Origin of the sequence: Streptococcus equinus ATCC 9812, from assembly GCF_000187265.1 — a bacterium.
Taxonomy (GTDB): Bacteria; Bacillota; Bacilli; order Lactobacillales; family Streptococcaceae; genus Streptococcus; species Streptococcus equinus.
This window is the reverse complement of the sequence record NZ_GL698429.1, coordinates 590,994-614,829: the sequence shown is the minus strand read 5'-3', so window position 1 is coordinate 614,829 and position 23,836 is coordinate 590,994. Positions and strand designations below refer to the sequence as shown.

Here is a 23,836-nt window from a genome sequence, read left to right as displayed (position 1 = left end):
AGATTATGGATTTTTCTTATATTTCAGAAACGTTTATCAAGGCTCTTGCAGGAATTCCGGTCACTTTAGGAATTATGATTGTTTCAATTCTTATCAGCTTTTTTCCGGCACTTTTTCTAGCATTGGGGCGTATTCACAAAGTAAAAGGTGTTACGGGATTTTCAGTGGTTTATCTTGCTTTTATTCGCTCAACGCCGCCGATTTTGTTAATTTTATTTTTTTACAGCCTGTTTCCAAGTTTGATTAATCAAGTATTGAAAGCTTCTGGTTTTAACGTTTTTGACATCAATCCTATTTATTACGCCTTTGTCATTTTTGGACTTATGACCACAGGCAGTCTTTCAGAGATTATTCGTTCGAGTCTTTTGACGGTTAATAAAGGGCAACTAGAAGCAGCACTTGCTATAGGACTTACGAAAAAGCAAGCTTATTTGAGGATTATTTTTCCACAAGCTATTAAGCAAGCTCTTCCTAATCTTTGCAATCTTGTCATTAATCTAGTTAAAGGTACCTCTCTTGTTTTTGTAATGACAGTAAAAGATATAACGGCGATTGCTAAGGTTGAGGCAGCATACGGCTATCATTATTTTGAATCCTACTTTGTTATTTTTGTGATTTATATTGTGATTTGTGGGTTGATTCAATATGCTTTTAAAGTGTTGGAAAAACGTGCTCAGATTGGTTGAGAGAAATGATGGGAGAAGTTATGCTAACAGTTAAAAATATTGAGAAATCTTTTGGAGAAAAGAAAGTTTTAGATGGGATTAGTTTGACGGTCAATAAAGGGGATGTTGTTGCCATTTTAGGGCCATCTGGGTCAGGAAAGACAACTTTTTTGAGAACGTTAAACCATCTTGAGGCGCCAGATTCAGGTCAGCTAGAGTTGGATGGAAAGACATATGATTTGGCAAAAATTAATCGCAAAGATGTGCTTGAAATCCGCAAAAAAACAGCCTTTGTCTTTCAAAATTATAATTTATTTGCCAACAAAACAGCGCTTGAAAATATTTTAGAAGGCTTAGTCATCGCGCGAAAAGTTCCAAAAGCAGAAGCCATTCCGATTGCTGAGAGTGCGTTAAAAAAGGTTGGTTTGTTAGAAAAAAGAGATTTTTACCCAAGCCAATTATCAGGTGGTCAACAACAACGTATTGGAATCGCGCGTGCTATTGCGGTAAAACCAGAGGTCATTCTTTTTGACGAACCAACGTCTGCACTCGATCCAGAATTAATCGGTGATGTTCTTGATGTCATGAAAGAACTTGCTAAAGAGGGTGTGACAATGGTGGTAGTTACTCACGAAATGAGTTTTGCGCGTGATGTCGCAACGCACGTTATTTTTATGGAAGGTGGGCATATCATCGAAGAAGGTGACCCGAAAGAATTCTTCACACGACCAAAAGAAGAACGTACCAAACAATTCTTGACACGAATTATTCCAGAATTAAATATTGACCCTGTGATATAGATGGCTCTTATGAGATTATTGAAAAAGAAGAAGTAAAAAGCTATGTTATGACTGGTTTTATCAACTGAACTAATTACCTAAACAAAAGGAGGCTGATACATTTCAGCTTCTTTTTAAGTGTTGTGCTATAAAAAATATTTATGGCACAGCATAAAATATTTAGAGTACACGACTATAGAAGAATTCTTTATACCTTTATAACGTTTGGAGGAATATTATGTTAGATTGGGCTTTGTTTATGAGAATATTCCTTGTATCAACAAGCTTTGGTGCTTACGATTCGTTTGGCTCTATTTGGCATCTTGGGAGCGATTATTCTAGGCTTTTTCATTAGTTTGATTAAGTACTACAATGTAGCTATTTTAAGTCAAATTTGCCAAATTTATATTGAATTGTCTCGTAACACACCGCTTTTGATACAGCTTTATTTTCTCTATTATGGCTTGCCTAAAGTTGGAGTGGTTTTACCATCGGAGCTTTGTGCGATTGTTGGTCTAATCTTTTTAGGTGGTTCTTACATGGCGGAGTCATTTCGTTCAGGGTTGGAAGCAGTGTCCAAAAGACAGTATGAAGTTGGTTTGAGCATCGGATTATCACATCTTCAGAATGTTTTTTATGTCATCCTTCCTCAAGCAATCGCAGTTGCACTTCCGTCGTTGGTTGCTAATATCATCTTTCTTGTCAAAGAGACGTCTTTCTTTTCAATTGTTGCACTTGCTGATTTGATGTACATTGCTAAGGATTTGATTGGACTGTATTATGAGACCGATGAGGCGTTGTTAATGTTGGTAGTTGCTTACTTGATTATTCTTTTACCGATTTCACTATTGGCAAGGGTACTAGAAAGGAGGTTGCATCATGCAGGTTTCAGGACTCCAGGTGCTGTTTCAGGGAAATAATCTTTTGCGACTCCTTAAAGGACTGTTAGTTACGATTAATATTTCCCTAGTGTCCATTCTTATTTCAGTGGTTTTAGGATTCTTGTTTGGCTTTATAATGATTTCACACTTTAGAGTGATTCGCTTTATTTCACAAATCTATCTAGAATTTATTCGAATCATGCCACAATTAGTCTTGCTCTTTCTTGTTTATTTTGGTTTAGCTAGAACTTTTAATCTCAATTTATCTGGTGAAGTAGCAGCACTTATTGTCTTTTCAATGTGGGGGACAGCTGAGATGGGAGATCTTGTTCGCGGAGCGTTGACATCACTACCAAAATACCAAATTGAAAGTGGTTTTGCTCTGGGATTAAACAATCGACAGTTATTCATTTACGTTGTTATGCCACAAATTTTACGACAATTATTACCCCAAGCGGTTAACCTAATGACACGAATGATTAAAACAACGTCATTAATTGTTTTGATTGGTGTTGTCGAAGTGGTAAAAGTTGGTCAAGAGATTATTGAAGCTAATCGTTTGACGGTACCTAGCACCGCAATTTGGATTTATGGCTTAATCTTTATGATGTATTTTGCTGTTTGTTTTCCAATCTCGAGATTGTCAGTTTATTTAGAAAAACGTTGGAAGGAGTGAATCATTTGACAACAATTTTAGAACTTAAAGATATTGAAAAATCTTATGGCGAGCAAAAGATTCTCAATCAAGTTTCGTTTTCCGTTGAAGAGGGTGAAGTTTTAGTCATTCTAGGTCCGTCAGGTTGTGGAAAATCAACATTACTTCGTTGCATCAATGGCTTGGAACCAATTCAAGCAGGAAGAGTTGAACTTGAAGGCAAGGAAATTTTAAAAGAGTCTAAAAATCTTCCTCTTGTTCGCCAAAAAATCGGCATGGTATTTCAATCCTACGACCTTTTCCCACACTTAACAGTTCTAAAAAATCTTTTATTAGCATCAGTAAAGGTTCAAAAAAGGTCAGTAGAGGAAGTGAAGGGTGAGGCATTAAAACTACTTAAGCGAGTTGGTTTAGAAGGAAAAGAAAATAGTTACCCTCACGAGTTATCTGGCGGTCAGATGCAAAGGGTTGCTATTGTGAGAAGTTTACTTTTACATCCTGAAGTGCTTCTATTTGATGAAGTTACAGCGTCACTTGACCCTGAAATGGTTAGAGAAGTTTTAGAGTTGATTGGGGAACTTGCACATGAAGGTAGGACAATGATTATTGTGACGCATGAGCTACAGTTTGCAAAAGCGATAGCAGATCGTGTGATTTTTCTTGAAAAAGGACAAATTGTAGAAGAAAGTGATGCGATATTATTTTTCAGGCAACCAAGAACTCAACGTGCGCGTGATTTCTTGAATGTCTTTAATTTTTCTACAGTTGGTTAAATAGGTAATAAAATTTTAAGGAGTTATATATGAAAATTGTAAAACGTTTTTTAGCGATTATTAGTCTTTTATTAATTGTTTTTGCTGCAGGATGCTCAACTTCAAAATCCTCAACAACTAAAAATTCATCTTCAGCTACGTCAACAGCCAAAGCTCGCTCTCTTGATGCAATCAAGAAGAGCGGTACCATTAAAATTGGAGTTTTCTCAGATAAAAAACCGTTTGGTTATGTTGATGACAAAGGAAAATACCAAGGATATGATGTTTATTTTGCAAACCGTTTAGCAAAAGATTTGGGTGTTAAAGTTAAATATGTTTCAGTAGACCCAGCAAGTCGTGTTGAGTATTTGACATCAGCTAAAGTAGATATTATTCTTGCCAACTTTACAGTGACTGATGAACGTGCAAAACAAGTTGATTTTGCTTTGCCATACATGAAAGTAGCGTTAGGTGTCGTATCGCCAAGTAATCAATTAATTTCTGACGTTGATGCTTTAGAAGGAAAAACTTTGATCGTTGGCAAAGGAACAACAGCTGAAACATACTTTGAAAAACATTATCCAAAAGTAAATCTTTTAAAATTTGACCAGTACAGCGAAGCATATCAAGCACTGTTAGATGGTCGAGGTGACGCGCTATCAACTGACAATACAGAAGTTTTAGCATGGGCTTTGGAAAATAAAGGTTACGAAGTTGGCATTATAAGTTTGGGTGACACAGATACCATTGCTCCAGCAGTTCAAAAAGGAAATACTGAGCTTCTTGATTGGATTAATGATGAAATTAAATCTTTGGGTGATGAAAACTTCTTCCACGAAGACTATGACAAGACATTAGCTCCAGTTTACGGTGATGCTGCAAATGCAGATGACTTAGTCGTAGAGAGTGGTAAAGTTGATTAAAAAATTAACAATGTAAAAATTAAGAAATCTGAGATTGATTGTCTCAGATTTTTTCGTGATTTATTTGAATGCTATAACATTTTTTAGTAAAAGTCGCTTTTTTTGCGGAACAATGATAAAATGGAGTGTAAACTAAAAATTGTAAGAGAAGAAAATGACTAAGAAAATTGGCGTCGGAAAGGCGCATAGTAAGATTATTTGGATGGGTGAACATTCAGTGGTGTATGGCTATCCTGCCATTGCAATTCCACTTCAAGGCATTGAAGTGGAATGTCGTATTTATCCAGCTGATAAAAAAATTCACTTTGATTATTATGACACACTATCAACAGCCGTTTATGCGGCACTTGAGTACCTAAATCATACTGATGTTTCAATCACTTATGATATTCGCTCAGAAATTCCTCAAAAACGAGGCATGGGTTCATCAGCGGCGGTTTCAATCGCAGCAATTCGTGCCGTGTTTGATTATTTTGAGCAAAGCATTGACATGGATACTCTTGAAATTTTGGTAAATAAAGCAGAAATTATTGCACATTCAAATCCCAGTGGCCTTGATGCTAAGACATGTTTAAGTGACAATGCGATTACCTTTATTCGAAATATTGGTTTTAGTGCACTTGACCTAGGCTTGGATGCTTATCTTGTTATCGCAGATACGGGTATTTATGGAAATACGCGTGAAGCAGTTGAAAAAGTTGCACAAGCTGAGGAAGCTAATTTGCCACATCTTGCGGCTTTAGGAGACTTGACAGAAATGGTTCAAAAAGCGATTCAAGACAAGGCTATTTCTGAAATTGGTCCCTTGATGACAAAAGCACACAGTCACTTACAAGCAATTGGCGTTAGCATTGAAAAAGCTGACCAATTAGTTCAGATTTCTTTAGAAAACGGCGCTCTAGGTGCCAAAATGAGTGGTGGAGGTGCTGGAGGATGTATTATCGCCCTTGCACAGACCAAAGCACAAGCAGAAAAAATTAGTAAAGCATTAACAGAAGGAGGAGCGGTTCAAACGTGGATCGAAAAATTGTAACGGTAAAATCATATGCCAATATCGCTATTATCAAATACTGGGGGAAAGCTGACGCAGCTAAGATGATTCCAGCAACCAGCAGTATTTCATTGACACTGGAAAATATGTTTACCACAACAAGTGTATCCTTTTTACCAGACACAGCAACTCACGACGAATTTTACATTAACGGTGTTTTGCAAGATGAGAAAGAGCATGCTAAAATTTCTGCCATCATTGATCAGTACCGCGGGCAGCGTACTGAGTTTGTAAAAGTTGAGACAAGTAATAACATGCCAACAGCAGCAGGATTGTCATCAAGTTCTAGTGGATTGTCAGCGCTTGTGAAGGCATGTAATGAACTTTTTGAAACTGGTTTAACTCAGGCTGAACTGGCTCAAAAAGCAAAATTTGCTTCTGGTTCATCTTCACGTTCATTCTTCGGACCACTTGCTGCATGGGATAAAGACACTGGAGAAGTCTATCAAGTAGAAACTGACCTCAAACTTGGCATGATTATGCTTGTTTTGAGCGATAGCAAGAAACCAATCTCTAGTCGAGAAGGTATGAAACGCTGTGTTGAAACATCAACAACGTTTGAGAATTGGGTCAAACAATCTGAACAAGATTATAAAGACATGCTAGGTTATCTTAAAAATAACGACTTTGAACGTGTTGGTGAGTTAACTGAACGCAACGCACTTGCAATGCATGACACAAACACACATGCAAATCCACCATTTAATTACCTAACAGAGGAAAGTTATAAGGCAATGGACTTTGTCAAACAACTTCGTGCTGAAGGTGAAAAATGTTACTTCACAATGGATGCTGGGCCAAATGTTAAAGTGCTTTGTTTAGAAGAAGATTTAGAGCGATTGACAAAACGTTTTGAAGAAAACTATCGCGCAATTGTTTCACGTACTAAGGAATTACCAGATGAAAATGACTAAAGTTCAGACAGGCGGAAAACTCTATATCGCTGGGGAATACGCTGTGCTGACACCAGGGCAGACTGCAATCATTAAAAATATCCCAATTCATATGACAGCGGTTGTTAAAGAAAATTCTACAATCAAGCTTTCTTCTGATATGTTTGATTACTCAGCTACAATGTCTGAAGATAAAAATTATGCTTTAATTCAAGCAAGTGTTCAGACTTTAGCTGATTATCTTGGCAAGTCAATTGATGAATTAGTACCATTTTCACTTGAAATCACAGGAAAAATGGAACGTGACGGGAAAAAATTTGGCATTGGTTCAAGTGGTTCAGTCACTGTCCTAACGCTCAAGGCCATATCAGCTTTTTATGATTTGAATTTGTCAGCCGATCTTCTTTTTAAATTGGCGTCTTACACACTTTTAAAACTTGGTGACAATGGTTCGATGGGGGATATTGCTTGTATTGCATACGATGACTTAGTTGCATTTACTTCATTTAATCGACAAAAGGTTGCCAAATGGATTGCAGATGAGCCAATTCAGACTGTTCTTGATAAAGACTGGGAATATCAGATTGAGGTGATAAAACCAGCCTTGTCTTGTGAGTTTTTGGTCGGTTGGACTAAGCAACCGTCCATTTCAAAAGATATGATTAATCTCGTTAAATCAGCCATTTCAGAAGAATTTTTGACGGAAACTGAACAGCAAGTTCAAACTTGTAAAAAAGCTCTTTTGAGCGGTGATAAAGAGAAAATTAAATCTGCACTTCAAAACATCAGTGATTTATTGCTCAGCCTTAGCTCAGCTATTTACATTGATAAACTAAAAGATTTGAAGGCTTCAGAAGAAGGTCTGGATGTGATTGCTAAATCATCTGGTTCAGGTGGAGGTGATTGTGGTATTGCAATATCATTTGACAGCAATGACACGAAAGAACTTATCACACGTTGGCAAAATCTTGGTATTGAACTACTAGATTTGGAGAAATTATCATGATGAATCGTAAAGATGAGCATATTAAGTATGCATTGAAATACCAATCTCCTTATAATTCCTTTGATGAGATGGAATTGATTCACCATTCTCTTCCAGATTATGATTTGAGTGAGATTGATTTGCACACGCATTTTACTGGGCGCGATTTTGATTACCCATTTTATATCAATGCGATGACAGGTGGCTCAGAAAAAGCAAAGGCAGTTAACTGTAAATTAGCTCAAGTTGCTCAAGCGACAGGGCTTGTCATGGTGACAGGGTCATATAGTGCTGCACTAAAAAATCCACAAGATGATTCTTATCCAAGCAAGAAAGATTATCCAGATTTATTACTTGCGACAAATCTTGGTATTGACAAACCATATGAACTAGGATTGCAGACCGTTGATGAAATGCAGCCTATCTTCTTGCAAGTTCACGTGAATTTGATGCAGGAACTCTTGATGCCTGAGGGAGAACGGGAGTTTCGTTCTTGGAAGAAAAATTTAGAAAACTACGCTACAAAAATGCCTGTTCCAATCGTTTTAAAAGAAGTTGGATTCGGAATGGATTTAAAAACTATTCAGATGGCACATGCATTTGGCATTAAAACCTTTGATATTTCAGGACGTGGCGGAACAAGTTTTGCTTTTATTGAAAACCAACGTGGTGGCGACCGTTCATACTTAAATGAATGGGGTCAAACTACCGTTCAAAGCCTTTTAAATCTACAAGATTTTGTTGACACCGTCGAAATTCTGGCTTCAGGTGGTGTACGTCATCCTCTTGATATGGTGAAATGCTTTGTCCTGGGTGCAAAAGGTGTCGGTCTTTCACGAACTGTTTTAGAACTTGTTGAGAAATATCCCGTTGAGAAAGTTGTTGATATTGTAAATGGCTGGAAAGATGATTTGCGTCTTATTATGTGTGCTCTTAATTGTAAGACAATTACAGACTTACGAAATGTTGATTATCTTTTATATGGGAAATTAAGCGAAGCAAATAAAAAACACTGATTTTAAATCAGTGTTTTTTTGTATCACAGCATGAAATAGACAATTGCAATGTAATGAAGAACAGAGGCAATCAAGATAAAGATATGCCAAATCATGTGGTCGTAAGGTCGTTTTCTAGCATAGAAAACAGCACCAATAGTATAAGATAGACCACCAGCAAGCATTAAAGCCCAAAAGACGACGCCGGTCTTACTTACAATACTTGGGATGATGAAAATGACCAGCCATCCCATGAGCAAGTAAAGAAAGAGTGAGAATTTTTCATTGATTTTTTTAGCAAAAATTTTGTAAAGAATTCCAAAGATTGTGGCACCCCATTGCAAAATAATAATCAAATAACCAAGCCAGCCACCAACAAGAGAAAGAGCAATTGGTGTGTATGAACCCGCAATAGCTATGTAAATCATGCTGTGGTCAATGATTCGTAGAATGAATTTTTGTGGTGAGTCATACTGCATTGAGTGATAAACTGTTGACGACAGAAACATCAAAAATAAACTAATATCGAAAATTGACATTCCTACAGCAGCTTGCATGCCATAGTGATGATAGCTATAAATAGCAGTGATAGGAAGTAGTACAAGCATGGCTACCGCACCAACTGCGTGAGTAACACTATTTGCAACCTCTTCACCAAAAGAAAGACGTTTACTGGGTTTTAAAGTCATGTTAGCTTTCATGAGATTCTCCTTCTAATTTTTGGACTAATTCATGTGTTTGAAAATAAAGTTTCAAAGTTTGACAAGCAGAGACGACCACAGGAGGTAAGTTATCAACTTTCTCGCCATTCATTGATGACACAAAAGCATCGTAACGTTTTTGTGATTGATCATCAGCAGTCAGAAGCGCCAATGTTTGACTAATTTCTTGAATTGAAAAAATATTTTTTAATGCTGTAATAACGATTAGTCTAGCGACTTGTTTACGGCTATATTTCTTTTTAATTGGTTTTTCAAGATGACCATGTTTTACATAATTATTTATCATAGAAGCAGTCAAGCCTTTAGCATCTTGTTGATTAGCCTGAACAACTTGATTAACATAAAGAAGAACTTGGTCTAAGTATAAATCAATTTGTGGTAAGTCAGACCATTTTGGATAAGTAGTACTCATAAAGTTATCTCAACCTCTTCATCTAGTTTTGATAACCATATTATATAATTATCGATAATCGAAGTCAAGGAAAAAAAACTGTCCAGTGGACAGTTTTTTCACGATCCGGAAAATAGAAGAGCTGGTTAACTGTCCTGAGTTCAAAAATAAAAATCGAGCCAATACTAATAAGTTGGCTCGATGTAATTTAATTTCTAATATTTTGTAAGATATGCTGCGCTGTTTCAAGGTTCATATGTGGTGCTTTAAGCAAAGCTTTCACAACTTCAGCAACTTCTTTATCTTTAGCACCTGAAAGAAGGGCAAGCGATTTTGCTTGCAATTTCATGTGTCCTGATTGAATACCAGTTGAAGTCAAAGCTTTAACGGCAGCAAAGTTTTGTGCTAAACCGACAGAAACGATGATTCGAGCTAGTTGACGAGCATCAGGGTAACCAAGTATATCGTGAGCGATGTTGACTGTTGGATTAAGACCAATTGAACCTCCGCGAGTTGCAATTGGCATAGGAAGTGTTAGCTGGCCACGAAGCACCTGAGCCCCTTCATCGTAATTCCAAGTGGCAAGACCACGGTATTGACCATCTTTACAAGCATAAGTGTTTGCACCAGCTTCGATGGCACGCCAGTCATTTCCTGTTGCCATAACAACAGCGTCAATTCCGTTAAAAATACCTTTGTTATGTGTGCTTGCTCGGTAAACATCTTCTTGAGCAAGTTTGCTTGCTAGGTGGAATTTTCGAGCTAACTCTTTAGCTTCATCTTTATTACGACTGAGGTAACGTAGGTCTACTTGACATTCTGCAGTTACTAAAGATTCGGTTGCATAGTTTGACAGAATTGCCATTAAGCTTTTTCCGCCAGAGAGTTCTTCAAGACTTGGTACTAAAGCCTCCATCATGGTGTTGACCATGTTAGCACCCATCGCTTCTTGAGTGTCAACGGTTAAGTAGACAATAAGGAAATCATCTTTTTCATCGATACTCAATTCGCAAGCACCACCCCCACGTTTTACGATAGAAGGATGAGCATCGTTTGCTAAAGTAATCAGTTGGTCGGTGTGTTCAATGATTGCTTTTTTTGCAGCACTTTTATTTGGAACATCGTAAAGTGCAACTTGTCCAATCATTTTACGAGAGTGAACTTGAGTTTTGAATCCTCCAGAACGTTTGATAATTTTCGCAGCAAAGCTAGCTGCAGCAACCACTGAAGGTTCTTCAGTTACCATTGGAACATTGAAAATAGCTCCATCAATTTGAAAATCGGGTGCTAATGAAAACGGCAATGAAAATGTTCCGATAAGATTTTCTGTCATCTGATTAGCTGTTTCAGGTGAGAGTAGCTCATTTGATTTTAAACGGTCAAGATTTTCAGAACTGATTAGCTCATTTTTTTCAAGATGTTCAAGGCGTTCAGCCAACGTTTTTTTGGAGAAACCTCCCCAAGTCACTTTATTTGTTGTCATTTACTTCACCATAGATCCTTTGATGTTCACGAATTTCTTTGAGTGCAAATGCACCAGTTTTGTAATCTGCAACGGTAGCATTACCTTCTGAGTCAACTTCAACTTCTTCAAAGAAGAGTTTTTCATATTCTTCAACTGAAAGCTTGATACGATTTTTTAGAGATTTAAGGCGACTTGTCTGAAGCATATCTTTAAATCCTCCTACCAAAGTTCCTGTGAAAATTTCTGCTACGGCACCACTACCATAACTAAAGAGTGCAATGTTGTCACCAGCAGCAAGCGTTTCAGAGTTTTCAAGAAGTGATAGAAGTCCAAGGTAGAGTGAACCAGTGTACATGTTACCAACTTGTTTGCTGTAGAGAATTGATTTTTCAAAGTTGTCTTTGAGTTTTGCTTTCAATTCTTCTGGTAGATTTTTATCCATTACTTTATTAAAGCCTTTGAGGGCTAATTTTGGAAATGGCAAGTGGAAACAAAAGGCTGAAAAGTCAGCTAGTGATGTTTCAAAACGTTTTTGGAATTCTTCCCAAGTTGTTTTTAACATGCTGAGGTATTGTTTTGTAGAGTAAATACCATTTACAAAGGGTGTTGTTGAGTAGTTCGGACGCCAGAAATCCATGATATCACGCGTTTGAGCAACTGAATTATCATTCAAAAGCATGATACGTGGATCTTTTGAAATTAGCATAGCGATACTTCCAGCACCTTGAGTCGGTTCACCTGGTGTGTTCGCCCCGTAACGTGCTACGTCAGCAGCAATAACCAATACTTTTGATTTAGGGTGCTTTTGAACATGCAATCGAGCATAGTCAAGTGCAGCTGTTGCACTGTAGCAAGCTTCTTTCATTTCGATGCTACGAGCAAAAGGTTGAATATCCAAAAGGTGGTGAATCCAAGTTGCAGCAGCTTTACTTTGGTCAACAGATGATTCTGTTGCTACAATGACCATATCAATGTCTTCTTTATCTTGGTCGCTAAGAATACTTTTTGCAGCAGAAGCACCAAGTGTTACGATGTCGTCGTTAACAGGTGTGATACTTAAGTTGTTTAATAGAAGACCTTTGCTATATTTATCTGGATCAATGTTTCGACTCTCAGCTAAGTCGTCCATATTCAGCATATATTGTGCTGTTGCAAATCCAATTTTATCAATACCAATGTTCATGAAAAAACCTTTCTTTTTATTGAATTTCCAATAAATGTTAGGTGCTTTATTTCTTCTTATTAGCCTAACAAGTTTTTAAAAGGCGGGGAATTCCTTTTAAATAAGAAATTCTTTTTTTAGTAAATTTACGGCGTGACTAATTGTCCATTGATAATTTTACCATAAAGTAGCCTAATTACTCTATAAAAAAATATTGATTTAATCTTTCAAAATAAATGAGAAAATCTTATTAAATCTACTAAAAAGCTGGTAATTTTAACTGATTTCAGATAAAATGGAAAAGAATGATTTTTTTTAAAAATCAAACAATAAATCAAAGGAGAGCGGATAGCATGACAAAAGCAGATGTTATTTTTAAAGAAAATATCAAAAAAATTATGGATGAAGGGGTATTTTCAGAAAACGCACGTCCTGTTTACCAAAGTGGTGGACAAGCAAATTCTAAATACGTAACAGGTGCTTTTGCTGAATATGATTTGAGTAGAGGTGAATTCCCGATTACAACTCTTCGTCCTATTCCAATTAAAAGTGCTATTCGCGAAATTTTTTGGATCTATCAAGATCAAACTAATGATCTTTCAGTTCTAAATGATAAATACAACGTTAAATATTGGAACGATTGGGAAGTCGATGGCACTGGAACAATCGGTGAACGTTATGGAGCGGTTGTTAAGAAACACGATATCATTCGTAAAATCTTAAAACAATTAGAAGCAAACCCATGGAATCGTCGTAACGTTATCTCACTTTGGGATTACGAAGCTTTTGAAAATACTGATGGTCTTTTGCCATGTGCTTTCCAAACCATGTATGATGTTCGTCGTGTTGATGGCGATATTTATCTTGATGCCACTTTGACTCAACGTTCAAATGACATGTTGGTTTCACACCATATTAATGCTATGCAATACGTTGCACTTCAAATGATGATTGCAAAACACTTCGGTTGGAAAGTTGGAAAATTCTTCTATTTCGTTAACAACTTGCACATTTATGACAATCAATTTGAACAAGCAAAAGAATTGCTTCGTCGTGAACCTACTGATTGCAAACCTCGTTTGGTTCTTAATGTGCCAGATGGAACAGATTTCTTTGATATTAAGCCTGAAGATTTTGAATTAGTCGATTATGATCCAGTCAAACCACAATTAACATTTGACTTAGCCATTTAATCTATTTCATGGCTTATTCGTATCGCATTTCTGCATTTTTACAAGAAATCTGATAAAATGAAAGTAATGAATGAGAGGACAATATGACAAAGAAAATCGTTGCTATCTGGGCTGAAGATGAAAATCATCTAATCGGTGTGAATGATGGGTTGCCTTGGCGACTCCCAAAGGAACTGAAGCATTTTAAAGAAACAACGATGGGGCAAGCTCTTTTAATGGGGCGAGTGACCTTTGATGGCATGAAACGTCGCATCTTACCTGGTCGTGAAACACTGATTTTGACTCGAGATAAGGCTTTTGAAGCTGATGGTGTGACGGTCGTTCACGATATGGATCAAGTATTTGAGTGGTTTAAAAATCACGATAAGACCCTTTATGTTGTTGGTGGTGCAAGTATTTATAAAGCCTTTTTGCCTTATTGTGATGCGATTATAAAAACGACAGTTCATGGAGAGTTTGAGGGAGATACTTACTTCCCAGACGTTGATTTAGAACAATTTACAAAGGTTTCTGAGTCATTTTATGAAAAAGATGACAAGAATGCCTATGACTTTACAATTACTGTTTTTGAAAAATAACACATGGAGATAAGAATGCAAAGAAGTATTTTCGGAGTATTCACGGCTCTGCTCGCAGTTATCTGTGTTTTGTGTGCAATTCCAGCACTTCGTAAAAAACGCTATGGATTAGCTGTCCTTTTATTTTTGAATGCATTTACTAATATTGTAAATACCATTCATGCCGTGTATGGTACCTTGTTTTAATATATAGAGAGAAAAAATAAAGTTAGAGAGAACAAAATGGTTGGAAATCGAACAAATGATGTAAAAGTTTATTGCTCATTTTGTGGAAAAAGCCAAGACGAAGTAAAAAAAATTATTGCAGGAAATAATGTTTTTATTTGTAATGAATGTGTGGCTTTATCCCAAGAGATTATTAAAGAAGAATTAGCAGAAGAAGTTCTTGCAGATTTGGCAGAAGTTCCAAAACCAAAAGAATTACTAGCTACCCTTGATGAATATGTTGTTGGTCAAGAACGTGCAAAACGCGCCCTTGCAGTAGCAGTTTACAATCACTACAAGCGTGTATCTTTTGCTGACAGTCGTGATGAAGAAGATGTTGAATTGCAAAAATCAAACATCTTGCTTATCGGACCAACAGGGTCAGGGAAAACTTTCCTTGCTCAAACATTGGCTAAAAGTCTTAATGTTCCATTTGCGATTGCAGATGCGACATCATTGACTGAAGCAGGATATGTCGGTGAAGACGTTGAAAATATCCTTTTGAAACTGATTCAAGCAGCTGATTTTAATATTGAACGTGCTGAACGTGGTATTATCTACGTCGATGAAATTGATAAAATCGCCAAAAAAGGTGAAAATGTTTCAATTACTCGTGACGTTTCAGGTGAAGGTGTTCAACAAGCTCTTCTTAAAATCATTGAAGGAACTGTTGCTAGCGTACCACCACAAGGTGGACGTAAACACCCTAACCAAGAAATGATTCAAATTGATACCAAGAACATTCTTTTCATTGTTGGTGGTGCGTTCGACGGTATCGAAGATATTGTTAAACAACGCCTTGGTGAAAAAATTATTGGTTTTGGTCAAAATAACCGTAAAATCGATGAAGATGCATCTTATATGCAAGAAATCATCTCAGAAGATATTCAAAAATTTGGTCTTATTCCAGAGTTTATCGGACGCTTGCCTGTAGTAGCTGCGCTTGAGCAATTGACTGCGGATGATTTGGTTCGTATCTTGACTGAACCTCGCAATGCCTTGGTTAAACAATACCAAACATTGCTATCTTATGATGGTGTTGAGTTGGAATTTGATGAAGATGCTCTTCAAGCAATTGCCAATAAAGCTATCAAACGTAAGACAGGTGCGCGTGGACTTCGTTCAATTATCGAAGAAACAATGATGGATATCATGTTTGAAATTCCTAGCCGCGAAGAAGTTACCAAAGTTCGCATCACAAAAGATGCTGTCGAAGGTACTGATAAACCTATCTTAGAAACTGCATAAGGAGAGAAAATGACTGAGTATTTAAATACCCATAATGCCTCACTTCTACTAAGTGCAGCTAATAAATCACATTATCCACAAGATGATCTGCCTGAAATTGCTTTAGCAGGTCGTTCAAATGTTGGAAAATCTAGTTTTATCAACACACTTTTAGGGCGTAAAAACTTGGCACGTACGTCAAGTAAGCCAGGAAAAACGCAGTTGCTTAATTTCTATAATATTGATGACAAATTGCGTTTTGTTGACGTTCCAGGGTACGGTTATGCCAAAGTTTCTAAATCTGAGCGTGCTAAATGGGGCAAAATGATTGAGGAATATCTTGTAAGCCGTGATAATCTTCGTGCAGTTGTCAGCTTAGTTGATTTTCGTCATGACCCAAGTGCTGATGACATCCAAATGTATGAATTCCTAAAATATTATGAAATTCCTGTTATCGTTGTTGCGACGAAAGCAGATAAAATTCCACGAGGTAAATGGAATAAGCACGAATCAGCTATCAAGAAAAAATTGAACTTCGATAAGACTGATAAATTTATTATCTTTTCATCTGTTGATCGTACTGGTCTTGATGAATCATGGGATAGTATTTTAGAAGAATTATAATATTAAAAGCTTGAGATGAAAATTTCAAGCTTTTTTCAATGCTATAGTTTTAAACTAAGAAGTCGATAGTTAAAGTCTATTACCGTTTCTTAAAATCTTGTGATATCATAGACCTATTATGTATTGAGAGGTTTTTATGGAAAATCATAATTTTGAAAATGAAGGTCAATTTCAACGCAAGATGACAAGCAGGCATCTCTTTATGTTGTCGCTTGGTGGTGTTATTGGAACGGGATTATTTCTCAGTTCGGGGTATACAATTGCGCAAGCAGGTCCTTTCGGAGCAGTTCTATCTTACTTGGTAGGAGCAGTAGTTGTTTATTTGGTTATGCTATCACTTGGTGAGCTAGCTGTAGCGATGCCCGTTACTGGGTCTTTTCACACTTATGCTACAAAATTCATAAGCCCCGGAACTGGATTTACAATTGCCTGGCTATACTGGATTTGTTGGACAGTTGCTTTGGGAACTGAATTTTTAGGCGCAGCAATGCTCATGGGACGATGGTTTCCGGGTGTTCCGACATGGGCTTTTGCAACATTTTTTGCTCTGATTATTTTTGCCATTAATGCCTTAAGTGTAAAAAGTTTTGCGGAAGCGGAGTCCTTTTTTGCATCCATTAAGGTCATTGCCATCATTATCTTTATCATTCTTGGGTTAGGTGCCATGCTTGGAATAGTCAGTTTTGAGGGTCAACACAAAGCTATTCTATTTACAAATCTAACTGCTAACGGCGCATTTCCAAAAGGTTTTGCTGCAGTTGTTTCAGTAATGTTAGCAGTCAATTATGCTTTTTCTGGAACTGAATTAATTGGAATTGCTGCAGGCGAGACTGATAATCCTAAAGAAGCAGTACCAAAGGCTATTAAAACTACGATTGGTCGTTTGGTCATCTTTTTTGTTTTGACAATTTTTGTTTTAGCATCCCTGTTACCAATGAAAGAAGCTGGAGTATCAAGTGCACCATTTGTTGATGTTTTTGATAAAATGGGAATTCCGTTTGCAGCTGATGTGATGAATTTTGTTATTCTAACTGCTATTTTATCAGCAGGAAATTCTGGACTATATGCTTCAAGTCGCATGCTCTGGTCTCTTGCAAATGAAGGCATGCTTTCTAAAAAGATTGTTAAGATTAATGAGCATGGTGTTCCAATGCGCGCATTATTATTATCAATGCTGGGTGCTGTTTTATCACTTTTTTCAAGTATATACGCTGCAGATACTGTCTATCTTGCTCTTGTTTCTATTGCTGGTTTCGCTGTGGTAGTGGTTTGGCTATCAATTCCTTTAGCTCAGATTAAGTTCAGAAAAGTCTTTTTAAAAGAACACTCTATTTCTGAGTTATCGTACAAAACACCATTTACGCCGGTGCTACCGTACGTTACTATTATCCTATTGTTAATTTCAATTGTTGGGATTGCTTGGGATGCTTCGCAAAGAGCAGGATTTTATTTTGGAATTCCATTTATTATTTTGTGTTATTTGTATCATTACTTTCGTTATAAAAAATGGTAAGAAAGGTTAGTTATGGGGAAATTTAAGGATTTACTAGACAAGAATGAATATGTTATTTTAGATGGTGCGCTTGGAACGGAGTTAGAAAATCGCGGCTATGATGTGTCAGGAAAACTTTGGTCCGCTAAGTATTTACTTGAAAATCCAAAAGTGATTCAAGATTTACACGAAGTTTACTTGCGAGCTGGTGCTGATATCATCACAACTTCAAGTTATCAGGCAACTATTCAAGGACTTGAAGATTACGGTTTAACAGAACAAGAAGCTACTGACACCATTGCTTTAACAGTAGATTTAGCAAAAAAAGCAAGAGAAAATGTTTGGAATGTTTTGTCTGATGATGAAAAGAGTAAACGCCCCTATCCTTTGATTTCTGGTGATGTTGGACCTTACGCTGCTTATTTGGCTGATGGTTCCGAATACAATGGAAACTATCACTTGTCTAAGGAAGAGTTCAAAGATTTTCATTGTACTCGTATCAAGGCACTATTGTCAGCTGGCTGTGATTTTTTGGGAATTGAAACCATTCCAAATGTTGTTGAAGCAGAAGCTTTAATTGAATTATTAGCTGATGAATTTCCAGAAACTGAGGCTTATATGTCATTTACGGCACAGGATGATGAGTCTATTTCTGATGGAACTGCGATTGAAACTGTAGCAGCTTTGTGTGATGCTAGCAAGCAGATTTTAGCTTTTGGGATTAATTGTAGTAGTCCAGCTGTCATTTCAAATTTACTTAAGAAAATTCGGACAGTGTCACAAAAGCCACTAGTCACTTATCCTAACTCGGGAGAGATTTATGACGGAGTTACACAGACTTGGAAATCTCTTCCAGATCACACTCACACTTTACTAGAAAATAGTCAGATTTGGCACCAATTCGGTGCAAAAGTTGTTGGGGGCTGTTGCCGAACAACACCTGATGACATTGCTTGTTTGACTAATCATCTTAGATAATAAAAACGTCTAGAAACTTTCTAGACGTTTTTTGTTAAATATTTGCTGTTTGCAAGCGATAGCGGATAACGACGCTTGTATAGTGATAAATGATTGTTAATAGTATCAATGATACAATCCAAATGGTTCTTACTTGGATGAAGTGGTGAATGATTGCTACAAAGATAGCACCAAGAACAAAACTGACAACGACCAATGAATAATTGACAGCTTGTCGTTTCATCTTAGCAGTTTTATTTTCAGTAGTAAGGTAGTTATGCCAAGCGGTAATCATCTTACGATAATTTCCGGAAGTCATCAAAATCGAGTAAGCGTGAAATTCAATTTGGCTGCCTGAGAAGGTCAAGGTTAATAGACCAGTTCCTAATGCTAAAAGAATTACCCATAAATGTCGATTTTCAGGTAAGAGCGGTAGAGCAATGGTAACAAATAACAATGGTAAAATAGCATAAGCACGCCAAAATGCTGTTTTTGCCCGAGCTCGAACACGCAATCCAAACATAAATCCGAGTGAGAAAAAGAAAACTGAATAAAAACGGATTAATGTCTGATGTAGTGAACTATGGCTGATATCAGCAATAAGAAACAAAATGTTCCCTGTTTGAGTCGCAACTAAGGTGTTAAATTGAATTTGACAGTAGACATCAAGAGCTCCGCCTAAAAATCCAAGTAAAACAGCTTCAAAACGACTATTTTGAGGCATGTATTCTAAATCATTCACACCATGTCCTTCTTTCTAATAGAGTCAACAGTCATATTGTAACATTTTATTAAGTCAGGTACTAGGGGAGATTTGTGAAAAAATTAATCGAACTTTAATTAATTTCAAATGAGAAAGATTTTCTTGAAATCGTCGATAGGTTGAAAGGATTCATTGATGGATTTGTGAAATTTTTGCGATTACAATAAAAAAGCTCAACTCATTAGTCTGAGTTGAGCTATGTAAGGAGTGCTTAGAAATAGGAGTAAGATTACACTTATTTTTCGCTGATGGTGAGTTCTCCGTCAACCATATCAGCTTTAAGGTGTTTAACATCAGTGTGATCAAGATAGAAGTCAGTGATTTTATCACGGATTTCTTGTTCGATAACACGGCGGAGTGGTCGAACACCCATTGCTTCATCGTATCCTTCTTCGATAAGATGTTTCTTAGTATCGTCGCTAACAACCAAGTCAATACCTTTTTTAGCAATAGTCTTGCTAACTTCAGCTAACATCAAGTCAACAATTTCGTTCAAGTCATCCTTAGTCAAGTGTGAGAATTCAATGATACCGTTGAAACGGTTGAGGAATTCAGGACGGAAGTATGGAGCGATACGATCCATAATCTTCACATCTTTGTCTTCTTGACCTGTCAAGGCTTCATTACCAAATCCAGCATTTGAAGTTGCAATGATGACAGTGTTCTTGAAGTTGATAGTATTACCTTGACCATCTGTCAAACGACCATCATCCAAAACTTGGAGAAGAAGTGTGATAACTTGAGGGTCAGCTTTTTCAATTTCATCAAGAAGGACGATTGAATAAGGATTACGACGAACACGTTCAGTAAGTGTGTTGTTATTGTCATCGTAACCAACGTAACCGGCAGTAGTACCGATTAATTTAGATACAGCTGTGCGATCAGAGTACTCGGACATATCTAGACGGATAATGGCATCTTTTGAGCCAAACATATCAAGTGCTAACTGCTTAGCAAGTTCTGTTTTACCGACGCCAGTTGGTCCGACAAATAGGAAACTACCGATTGGACGGTTACCTTCATCAAAACCAGCACGGTTACGACGGATGGCGCGTGCAACAGCTTCAACAGCTTCGTCTTGACCGATGACTTTACCTTTCAAGCGGCTAGCCAATTCTTTCAAACGTTCAATATCTGAAGCTCCCATATTTGAAACAGGCACACCAGTCAAACGTTCAACGGATTCAGCCACGTCATTAACAGTTGCAGTGACTTTTTTATCTTCTGTGTGATTGTCGATTTGTTTTTGCAATTCTTCGATACGAACTTTAGCATTAAGCGCAGCTTCGTAATCTTCTTTGGCAGCGGCAGCTTCTTGTTTTTCTTTTTGTTTTGCAATTTCTTTTTCTAAAGATTTGACATCAGTCACAGGGTGTTGTGCAGCCAAGTGAGCAGCAGTCATATCAATTAAGTCGATTGCTTTATCAGGAAGGCTACGTTGTGGGATGTATTGAATTGAAAAATCAACAGCAGCTTTCAAAACATTATCTGGAAGAATGACGTTGTGGTGTTTTTCGTAAAGATCACGAATACCCATCAAGATGTTGAAACTGTCTTGGGCAGAAGGTGCATTTACTTTAACTTCGTTGAAACGACGAGCTAGCGCAGCATTTTTCAAAATAGTATTGCGGTATTCGTCTTGAGTAGTAGCACCGATAACAGTCAATTCACCACGAGAAAGGGCTGGTTTAAGGATATCTGCTAAACCTTTAGAACCAGAGTCACCTCCAGTTGAGCCAGCACCAAGAATTTGATGGATTTCGTCGAAGAAGAGGATGATATTACCTGCATCTTTAACTTCTTTAATCATGTTTTGGATGTTTTCTTCGAAAGAACCGCGGTATTGTGTACCAGCTTCAAGCCCTGAGATATCAATTGAGATGATTTCTTTATTCTTGATAGCAGCAGGAACATCACCGTTAACAATAGCTTGCGCTAACCCTTCAACGACAGCAGTCTTACCGACACCAGCATCTCCGACTAGAACTGGGTTATTTTTTGTACGACGTGACAAGATTTCAGCAGTTTCTTGGATTTCCTTGTTACGTCCGACAACTGGATCAAGCTCATTATTACGAGCACGTTCAGTTAAGTTAGTTCCTAGTTTAGCCAAGATACCACCTTCTTTTGGAGCAGAAGTAGGAGCTCCTTCTTGGTATTCAGCATTTCCAGGAAGTTTACCAGTTTGACGATATTGAGCAAATTCCTCAGGAGTAACTTCACGTCCGTTAATCAAATAACGTTTGTTCTCTGTGTTATACCCTCCCATATTTCCCATAAGTTGGTTGAAAATGTCATCCATGTTTCCAAAAGGATCTCTTCCATAAAATTGATTGTTTGCCATATTAATTACCTCGCTTTATTTGTGAAATTTAACCAAATCAAAATGATACGATTTGATAGAAGGTAGGAGTTCTTTAGTCTTTACATATCAGAGTAGAGAGATCGTATTTAAAGAAATCTTTGATTGTTCCCATCAATCACCTTCTGAGGATATAATAACTCATTAGTCAGTAAAAATCAAAGATTTATGTGCAGAAAATATGATTATTTTTCTTAGATAGCGTTTATTAGTTGCGATTATGATATTATAATCTGAAACGGTAGAAAAAACAGTCATCATAAAAGAAGAATTATAAAATAATTTAATAGTAGAAACAATAAAAAGTAATTAATTTTGAAAAAAATAATAAAAAAGTATTGACAGAGTCAAAAATGTAAGTTATAATAAATGAGGTTTTGTAATGAAACTGACCTAAGACAGCAGGGGAGCAGTGCTCATAATATTCCTGCCGAGGCACAAAACGTAATGATGAAATAACGTATTTGTACTTTCGTGTCTAGGTTTAGGTGCGAATTTTTTTGTACCTAGCCCAAAAATAATAACGGAGGTAAAAACTAATGAGTGAAGCAATTATTGCTAAAAAAGCTGAACAAGTTGATGCTGTTGCTGAAAAAATGAAAGCTGCTGCATCTATCGTTGTTGTTGATTCACGTGGTCTTACAGTTGAACAAGATACAGTTCTTCGTCGTAATCTTCGCGAAAACGGTATTGAATTTAAAGTTATCAAAAATTCAATCTTGACTCGTGCAGCTGAAAAAGCAGGTCTTGACGGAATGAAAGATCTTTTCGTAGGACCATCTGCAGTAGCATTTTCTAACGAAGATGTTGTTGCACCAGCAAAAGTTATTAACGACTTTGCTAAAGATGCTGAAGCACTTGAAATCAAAGGTGGAGCAATCGAAGGCGCTGTATCTTCTAAAGAAGAAATTGTTGCCCTTGCATCATTGCCAAGCCGCGAAGGACTTCTTTCTATGCTCCTTTCTGTTCTTCAAGCGCCAGTTCGCAACGTTGCACTTGCTGTCAAAGCAGTTGCAGACAACAAAGAAGACGACGCTGCTTAATGCGTATGGTAGCCTAGCGCTACAAACAATTATCTAATAAAACATTAATATTTTTGGAGGAATCTACAATGGCATTGAACATTGAAAACATTATTGCTGAAATTAAAGAAGCTTCAATCCTTGAATTGAACGATCTTGTAAAAGCTATCGAAGAAGAATTTGGTGTAACTGCAGCTGCTCCTGTAGCTGTAGCTGCTGCTGGTGCTGCAGACGCTGGTGCTGCTAAAGACTCATTTGACGTTGAATTGACTTCAGCTGGTGACAAAAAAGTTGCTGTTATCAAAGCTGTACGTGAAGTTACAGGTCTTGGTCTTAAAGAAGCTAAAGCTCTTGTTGATGGTGCACCTGCTAACGTTAAAGAAGGCGTTGCTACTGCAGAAGCTGAAGAAATCAAAGCTAAACTTGAAGAAGCTGGAGCTTCAATCACTCTTAAATAATAGAGTTATTACTCAAGTAGCTTAATAAAGCTGATAAAACCGCTGGTCTTAGGACTAGCGGTTTTTTTAGGCTCTTTGTCAACTGTAGTGGGTGACTTATAGCTAAGCACGAGAGGAGACGAAATGCGTCTTCTCTTTTTGCATGTTTAAAGCGATAAAGATACGTTTTTTATAGTTGTCAAAGTTCCTGAATCCAAAGGCCTTGCGCTTGATGTCTTTGATGAGTTTGTTGGTAGCTTCCAGTTTGGCATTGGAATAGGGATAGATCAATGCGTTTGTAATATAAGTTTGGTATTTTTTAAAGGTCTTAAAGACAGTTTTAAAGGAATCATTGACTACATCAAGGTTGTCCTCAATAAGGGCAAAGAATTCACTTGTCCGCTTCTCTTGAAAATGAAAGAGCAGGAGCTGATACAGGTCATAATAATAGCGTAGTTCATCAGAGTAAGCCAAGGTTTTGCCGATGATCTCTCGAGGGGTCAGTGTTTGTCTAAACGTGCGTGAATAAAAGCTATTTTGTGAGAGCTTTCGAGAGTCTTTTGGGAGAATTTTCCAATGATTTTTCATAGCTCGATAAGGTAGAGATTTATCATCAAATGTCTTCATAATGGCAATTCTAGTTGTCATCATGGCACAG

The 23,836-nt window shown here is 37.2% G+C and carries 25 protein-coding genes and 1 other annotated feature; of the genes, 18 read left to right on the top strand and 7 right to left on the bottom strand.

From position 1 onward, the window contains the following. The first annotated feature begins 5 nt into the window (after positions 1–5). From HMPREF0819_RS02925 to fni, 10 genes are all read left to right on the top strand, one after another. Entirely contained in the window at positions 6–686 is a 681-nt protein-coding gene (locus HMPREF0819_RS02925) for an amino acid ABC transporter permease (RefSeq protein WP_004232079.1), read from the top strand. A gap of 20 nt (positions 687–706) precedes the next feature. Beyond that, positions 707–1,465 carry an amino acid ABC transporter ATP-binding protein gene (locus HMPREF0819_RS02920; RefSeq protein ID WP_033153694.1) on the top strand — a complete coding sequence of 253 codons (759 nt, stop codon included), beginning with the start codon at positions 707–709 and terminating at the stop codon, positions 1,463–1,465. Positions 1,466–1,716: 251 nt separating this feature from the next. Then, positions 1,717–2,364: an amino acid ABC transporter permease gene (locus HMPREF0819_RS02915; RefSeq protein ID WP_004232077.1), complete on the top strand. Its 648-nt coding sequence runs from the start codon at positions 1,717–1,719 to the stop codon at positions 2,362–2,364. Further along, positions 2,324–3,001, top strand: a complete 678-nt coding sequence (locus tag HMPREF0819_RS02910) for an amino acid ABC transporter permease (protein WP_004232076.1) — start codon at positions 2,324–2,326, stop codon at positions 2,999–3,001. Before HMPREF0819_RS02915 ends, HMPREF0819_RS02910 begins: the two co-directional genes overlap by 41 nt. A 5-nt stretch (positions 3,002–3,006) precedes the next feature. Then, on the top strand, positions 3,007–3,753 hold the full coding sequence (locus tag HMPREF0819_RS02905; RefSeq protein WP_272868972.1) for an amino acid ABC transporter ATP-binding protein: 747 nt from the start codon (positions 3,007–3,009) through the stop codon (positions 3,751–3,753). A gap of 29 nt (positions 3,754–3,782) precedes the next feature. Further along, positions 3,783–4,655: a cysteine ABC transporter substrate-binding protein gene (locus HMPREF0819_RS02900; protein WP_004232074.1), complete on the top strand. Its 873-nt coding sequence runs from the start codon at positions 3,783–3,785 to the stop codon at positions 4,653–4,655. A 154-nt stretch (positions 4,656–4,809) separates the two neighbouring features. Beyond that, entirely contained in the window at positions 4,810–5,688 is an 879-nt protein-coding gene (gene mvk, locus HMPREF0819_RS02895; protein WP_004232073.1) for a mevalonate kinase, read from the top strand. After that, entirely contained in the window at positions 5,670–6,620 is a 951-nt protein-coding gene (mvaD, locus tag HMPREF0819_RS02890) for a diphosphomevalonate decarboxylase (protein ID WP_004232072.1), read from the top strand. Before mvk ends, mvaD begins: the two co-directional genes overlap by 19 nt. Next, on the top strand, positions 6,607–7,605 hold the full coding sequence (locus tag HMPREF0819_RS02885; protein ID WP_004232070.1) for a phosphomevalonate kinase: 999 nt from the start codon (positions 6,607–6,609) through the stop codon (positions 7,603–7,605). Before mvaD ends, HMPREF0819_RS02885 begins: the two co-directional genes overlap by 14 nt. Further along, complete coding sequence (fni, locus tag HMPREF0819_RS02880; protein ID WP_004232069.1) at positions 7,602–8,600, top strand: type 2 isopentenyl-diphosphate Delta-isomerase; 999 nt, start codon at positions 7,602–7,604, stop codon at positions 8,598–8,600. Before HMPREF0819_RS02885 ends, fni begins: the two co-directional genes overlap by 4 nt. A gap of 23 nt (positions 8,601–8,623) precedes the next feature. Here the strand turns inward: fni and trhA are convergent, their stop codons facing one another. From trhA to HMPREF0819_RS02860, 4 genes are all read right to left on the bottom strand, one after another. Next, a complete protein-coding gene (trhA, locus tag HMPREF0819_RS02875; RefSeq protein ID WP_004232068.1) occupies positions 8,624–9,280 on the bottom strand; it encodes a PAQR family membrane homeostasis protein TrhA in 657 nt (218 codons plus the stop codon). After that, entirely contained in the window at positions 9,270–9,713 is a 444-nt protein-coding gene (locus HMPREF0819_RS02870) for a DUF1836 domain-containing protein (protein ID WP_004232067.1), read from the bottom strand. Before HMPREF0819_RS02870 ends, trhA begins: the two co-directional genes overlap by 11 nt. Positions 9,714–9,900: 187 nt before the next feature. Then, a complete protein-coding gene (locus tag HMPREF0819_RS02865) occupies positions 9,901–11,175 on the bottom strand; it encodes a hydroxymethylglutaryl-CoA reductase, degradative (protein ID WP_004232065.1) in 1,275 nt (424 codons plus the stop codon). Further along, the gene (locus HMPREF0819_RS02860) at positions 11,162–12,340 is read right to left on the bottom strand and encodes a hydroxymethylglutaryl-CoA synthase (protein ID WP_004232063.1); all 1,179 of its coding nucleotides are present in this window, start codon (positions 12,338–12,340) and stop codon (positions 11,162–11,164) included. The genes HMPREF0819_RS02865 and HMPREF0819_RS02860 overlap by 14 nt, the downstream gene beginning before the upstream one ends. A gap of 332 nt (positions 12,341–12,672) precedes the next feature. Between HMPREF0819_RS02860 and HMPREF0819_RS02855 the strand changes: the two genes are divergently transcribed. From HMPREF0819_RS02855 to mmuM, 6 genes are all read left to right on the top strand, one after another. Further along, complete coding sequence (locus HMPREF0819_RS02855) at positions 12,673–13,512, top strand: thymidylate synthase (RefSeq protein WP_044023289.1); 840 nt, start codon at positions 12,673–12,675, stop codon at positions 13,510–13,512. Positions 13,513–13,595: 83 nt separating this feature from the next. Continuing rightward, a complete protein-coding gene (locus HMPREF0819_RS02850) occupies positions 13,596–14,090 on the top strand; it encodes a dihydrofolate reductase (protein WP_004232047.1) in 495 nt (164 codons plus the stop codon). Between the two features lie 222 nt (positions 14,091–14,312). Beyond that, on the top strand, positions 14,313–15,542 hold the full coding sequence (gene clpX, locus HMPREF0819_RS02840) for an ATP-dependent Clp protease ATP-binding subunit ClpX (protein ID WP_004232044.1): 1,230 nt from the start codon (positions 14,313–14,315) through the stop codon (positions 15,540–15,542). Between the two features lie 9 nt (positions 15,543–15,551). After that, on the top strand, positions 15,552–16,145 hold the full coding sequence (yihA, locus tag HMPREF0819_RS02835) for a ribosome biogenesis GTP-binding protein YihA/YsxC (RefSeq protein ID WP_004232043.1): 594 nt from the start codon (positions 15,552–15,554) through the stop codon (positions 16,143–16,145). A 136-nt stretch (positions 16,146–16,281) separates the two neighbouring features. Continuing rightward, positions 16,282–17,658: an amino acid permease gene (locus HMPREF0819_RS02830; protein ID WP_004232042.1), complete on the top strand. Its 1,377-nt coding sequence runs from the start codon at positions 16,282–16,284 to the stop codon at positions 17,656–17,658. A 12-nt stretch (positions 17,659–17,670) separates the two neighbouring features. Beyond that, positions 17,671–18,615 (top strand): homocysteine S-methyltransferase, encoded by a 945-nt coding sequence (gene mmuM, locus HMPREF0819_RS02825; protein ID WP_004232040.1) that lies wholly within the window; start codon positions 17,671–17,673, stop codon positions 18,613–18,615. A gap of 34 nt (positions 18,616–18,649) precedes the next feature. On the opposite strand, the gene HMPREF0819_RS02820 is transcribed toward mmuM, so the two are convergent. Both HMPREF0819_RS02820 and HMPREF0819_RS02815 read right to left on the bottom strand, forming a co-directional pair. Continuing rightward, entirely contained in the window at positions 18,650–19,318 is a 669-nt protein-coding gene (locus tag HMPREF0819_RS02820; RefSeq protein WP_004232039.1) for a DUF1275 family protein, read from the bottom strand. A gap of 274 nt (positions 19,319–19,592) precedes the next feature. Continuing rightward, positions 19,593–21,701 (bottom strand): AAA family ATPase, encoded by a 2,109-nt coding sequence (locus tag HMPREF0819_RS02815; protein ID WP_004232038.1) that lies wholly within the window; start codon positions 21,699–21,701, stop codon positions 19,593–19,595. Positions 21,702–22,093: 392 nt separating this feature from the next. Next, positions 22,094–22,229: a sequence feature (ribosomal protein L10 leader region), on the top strand. A 29-nt stretch (positions 22,230–22,258) separates the two neighbouring features. Between HMPREF0819_RS02815 and rplJ the strand changes: the two genes are divergently transcribed. Continuing rightward, positions 22,259–22,762, top strand: a complete 504-nt coding sequence (gene rplJ, locus HMPREF0819_RS02810; RefSeq protein WP_004232037.1) for a 50S ribosomal protein L10 — start codon at positions 22,259–22,261, stop codon at positions 22,760–22,762. A 68-nt stretch (positions 22,763–22,830) separates the two neighbouring features. Continuing rightward, positions 22,831–23,199, top strand: coding sequence for a 50S ribosomal protein L7/L12 (gene rplL, locus HMPREF0819_RS02805; protein WP_004232036.1), 369 nt, complete (start codon positions 22,831–22,833; stop codon positions 23,197–23,199). A gap of 102 nt (positions 23,200–23,301) precedes the next feature. Here rplL and HMPREF0819_RS02800 read toward each other — a convergent pair. Then, the coding region (locus HMPREF0819_RS02800) for a transposase (RefSeq protein ID WP_148513848.1) at positions 23,302–23,836 on the bottom strand (535 nt) is incomplete at its 5' end.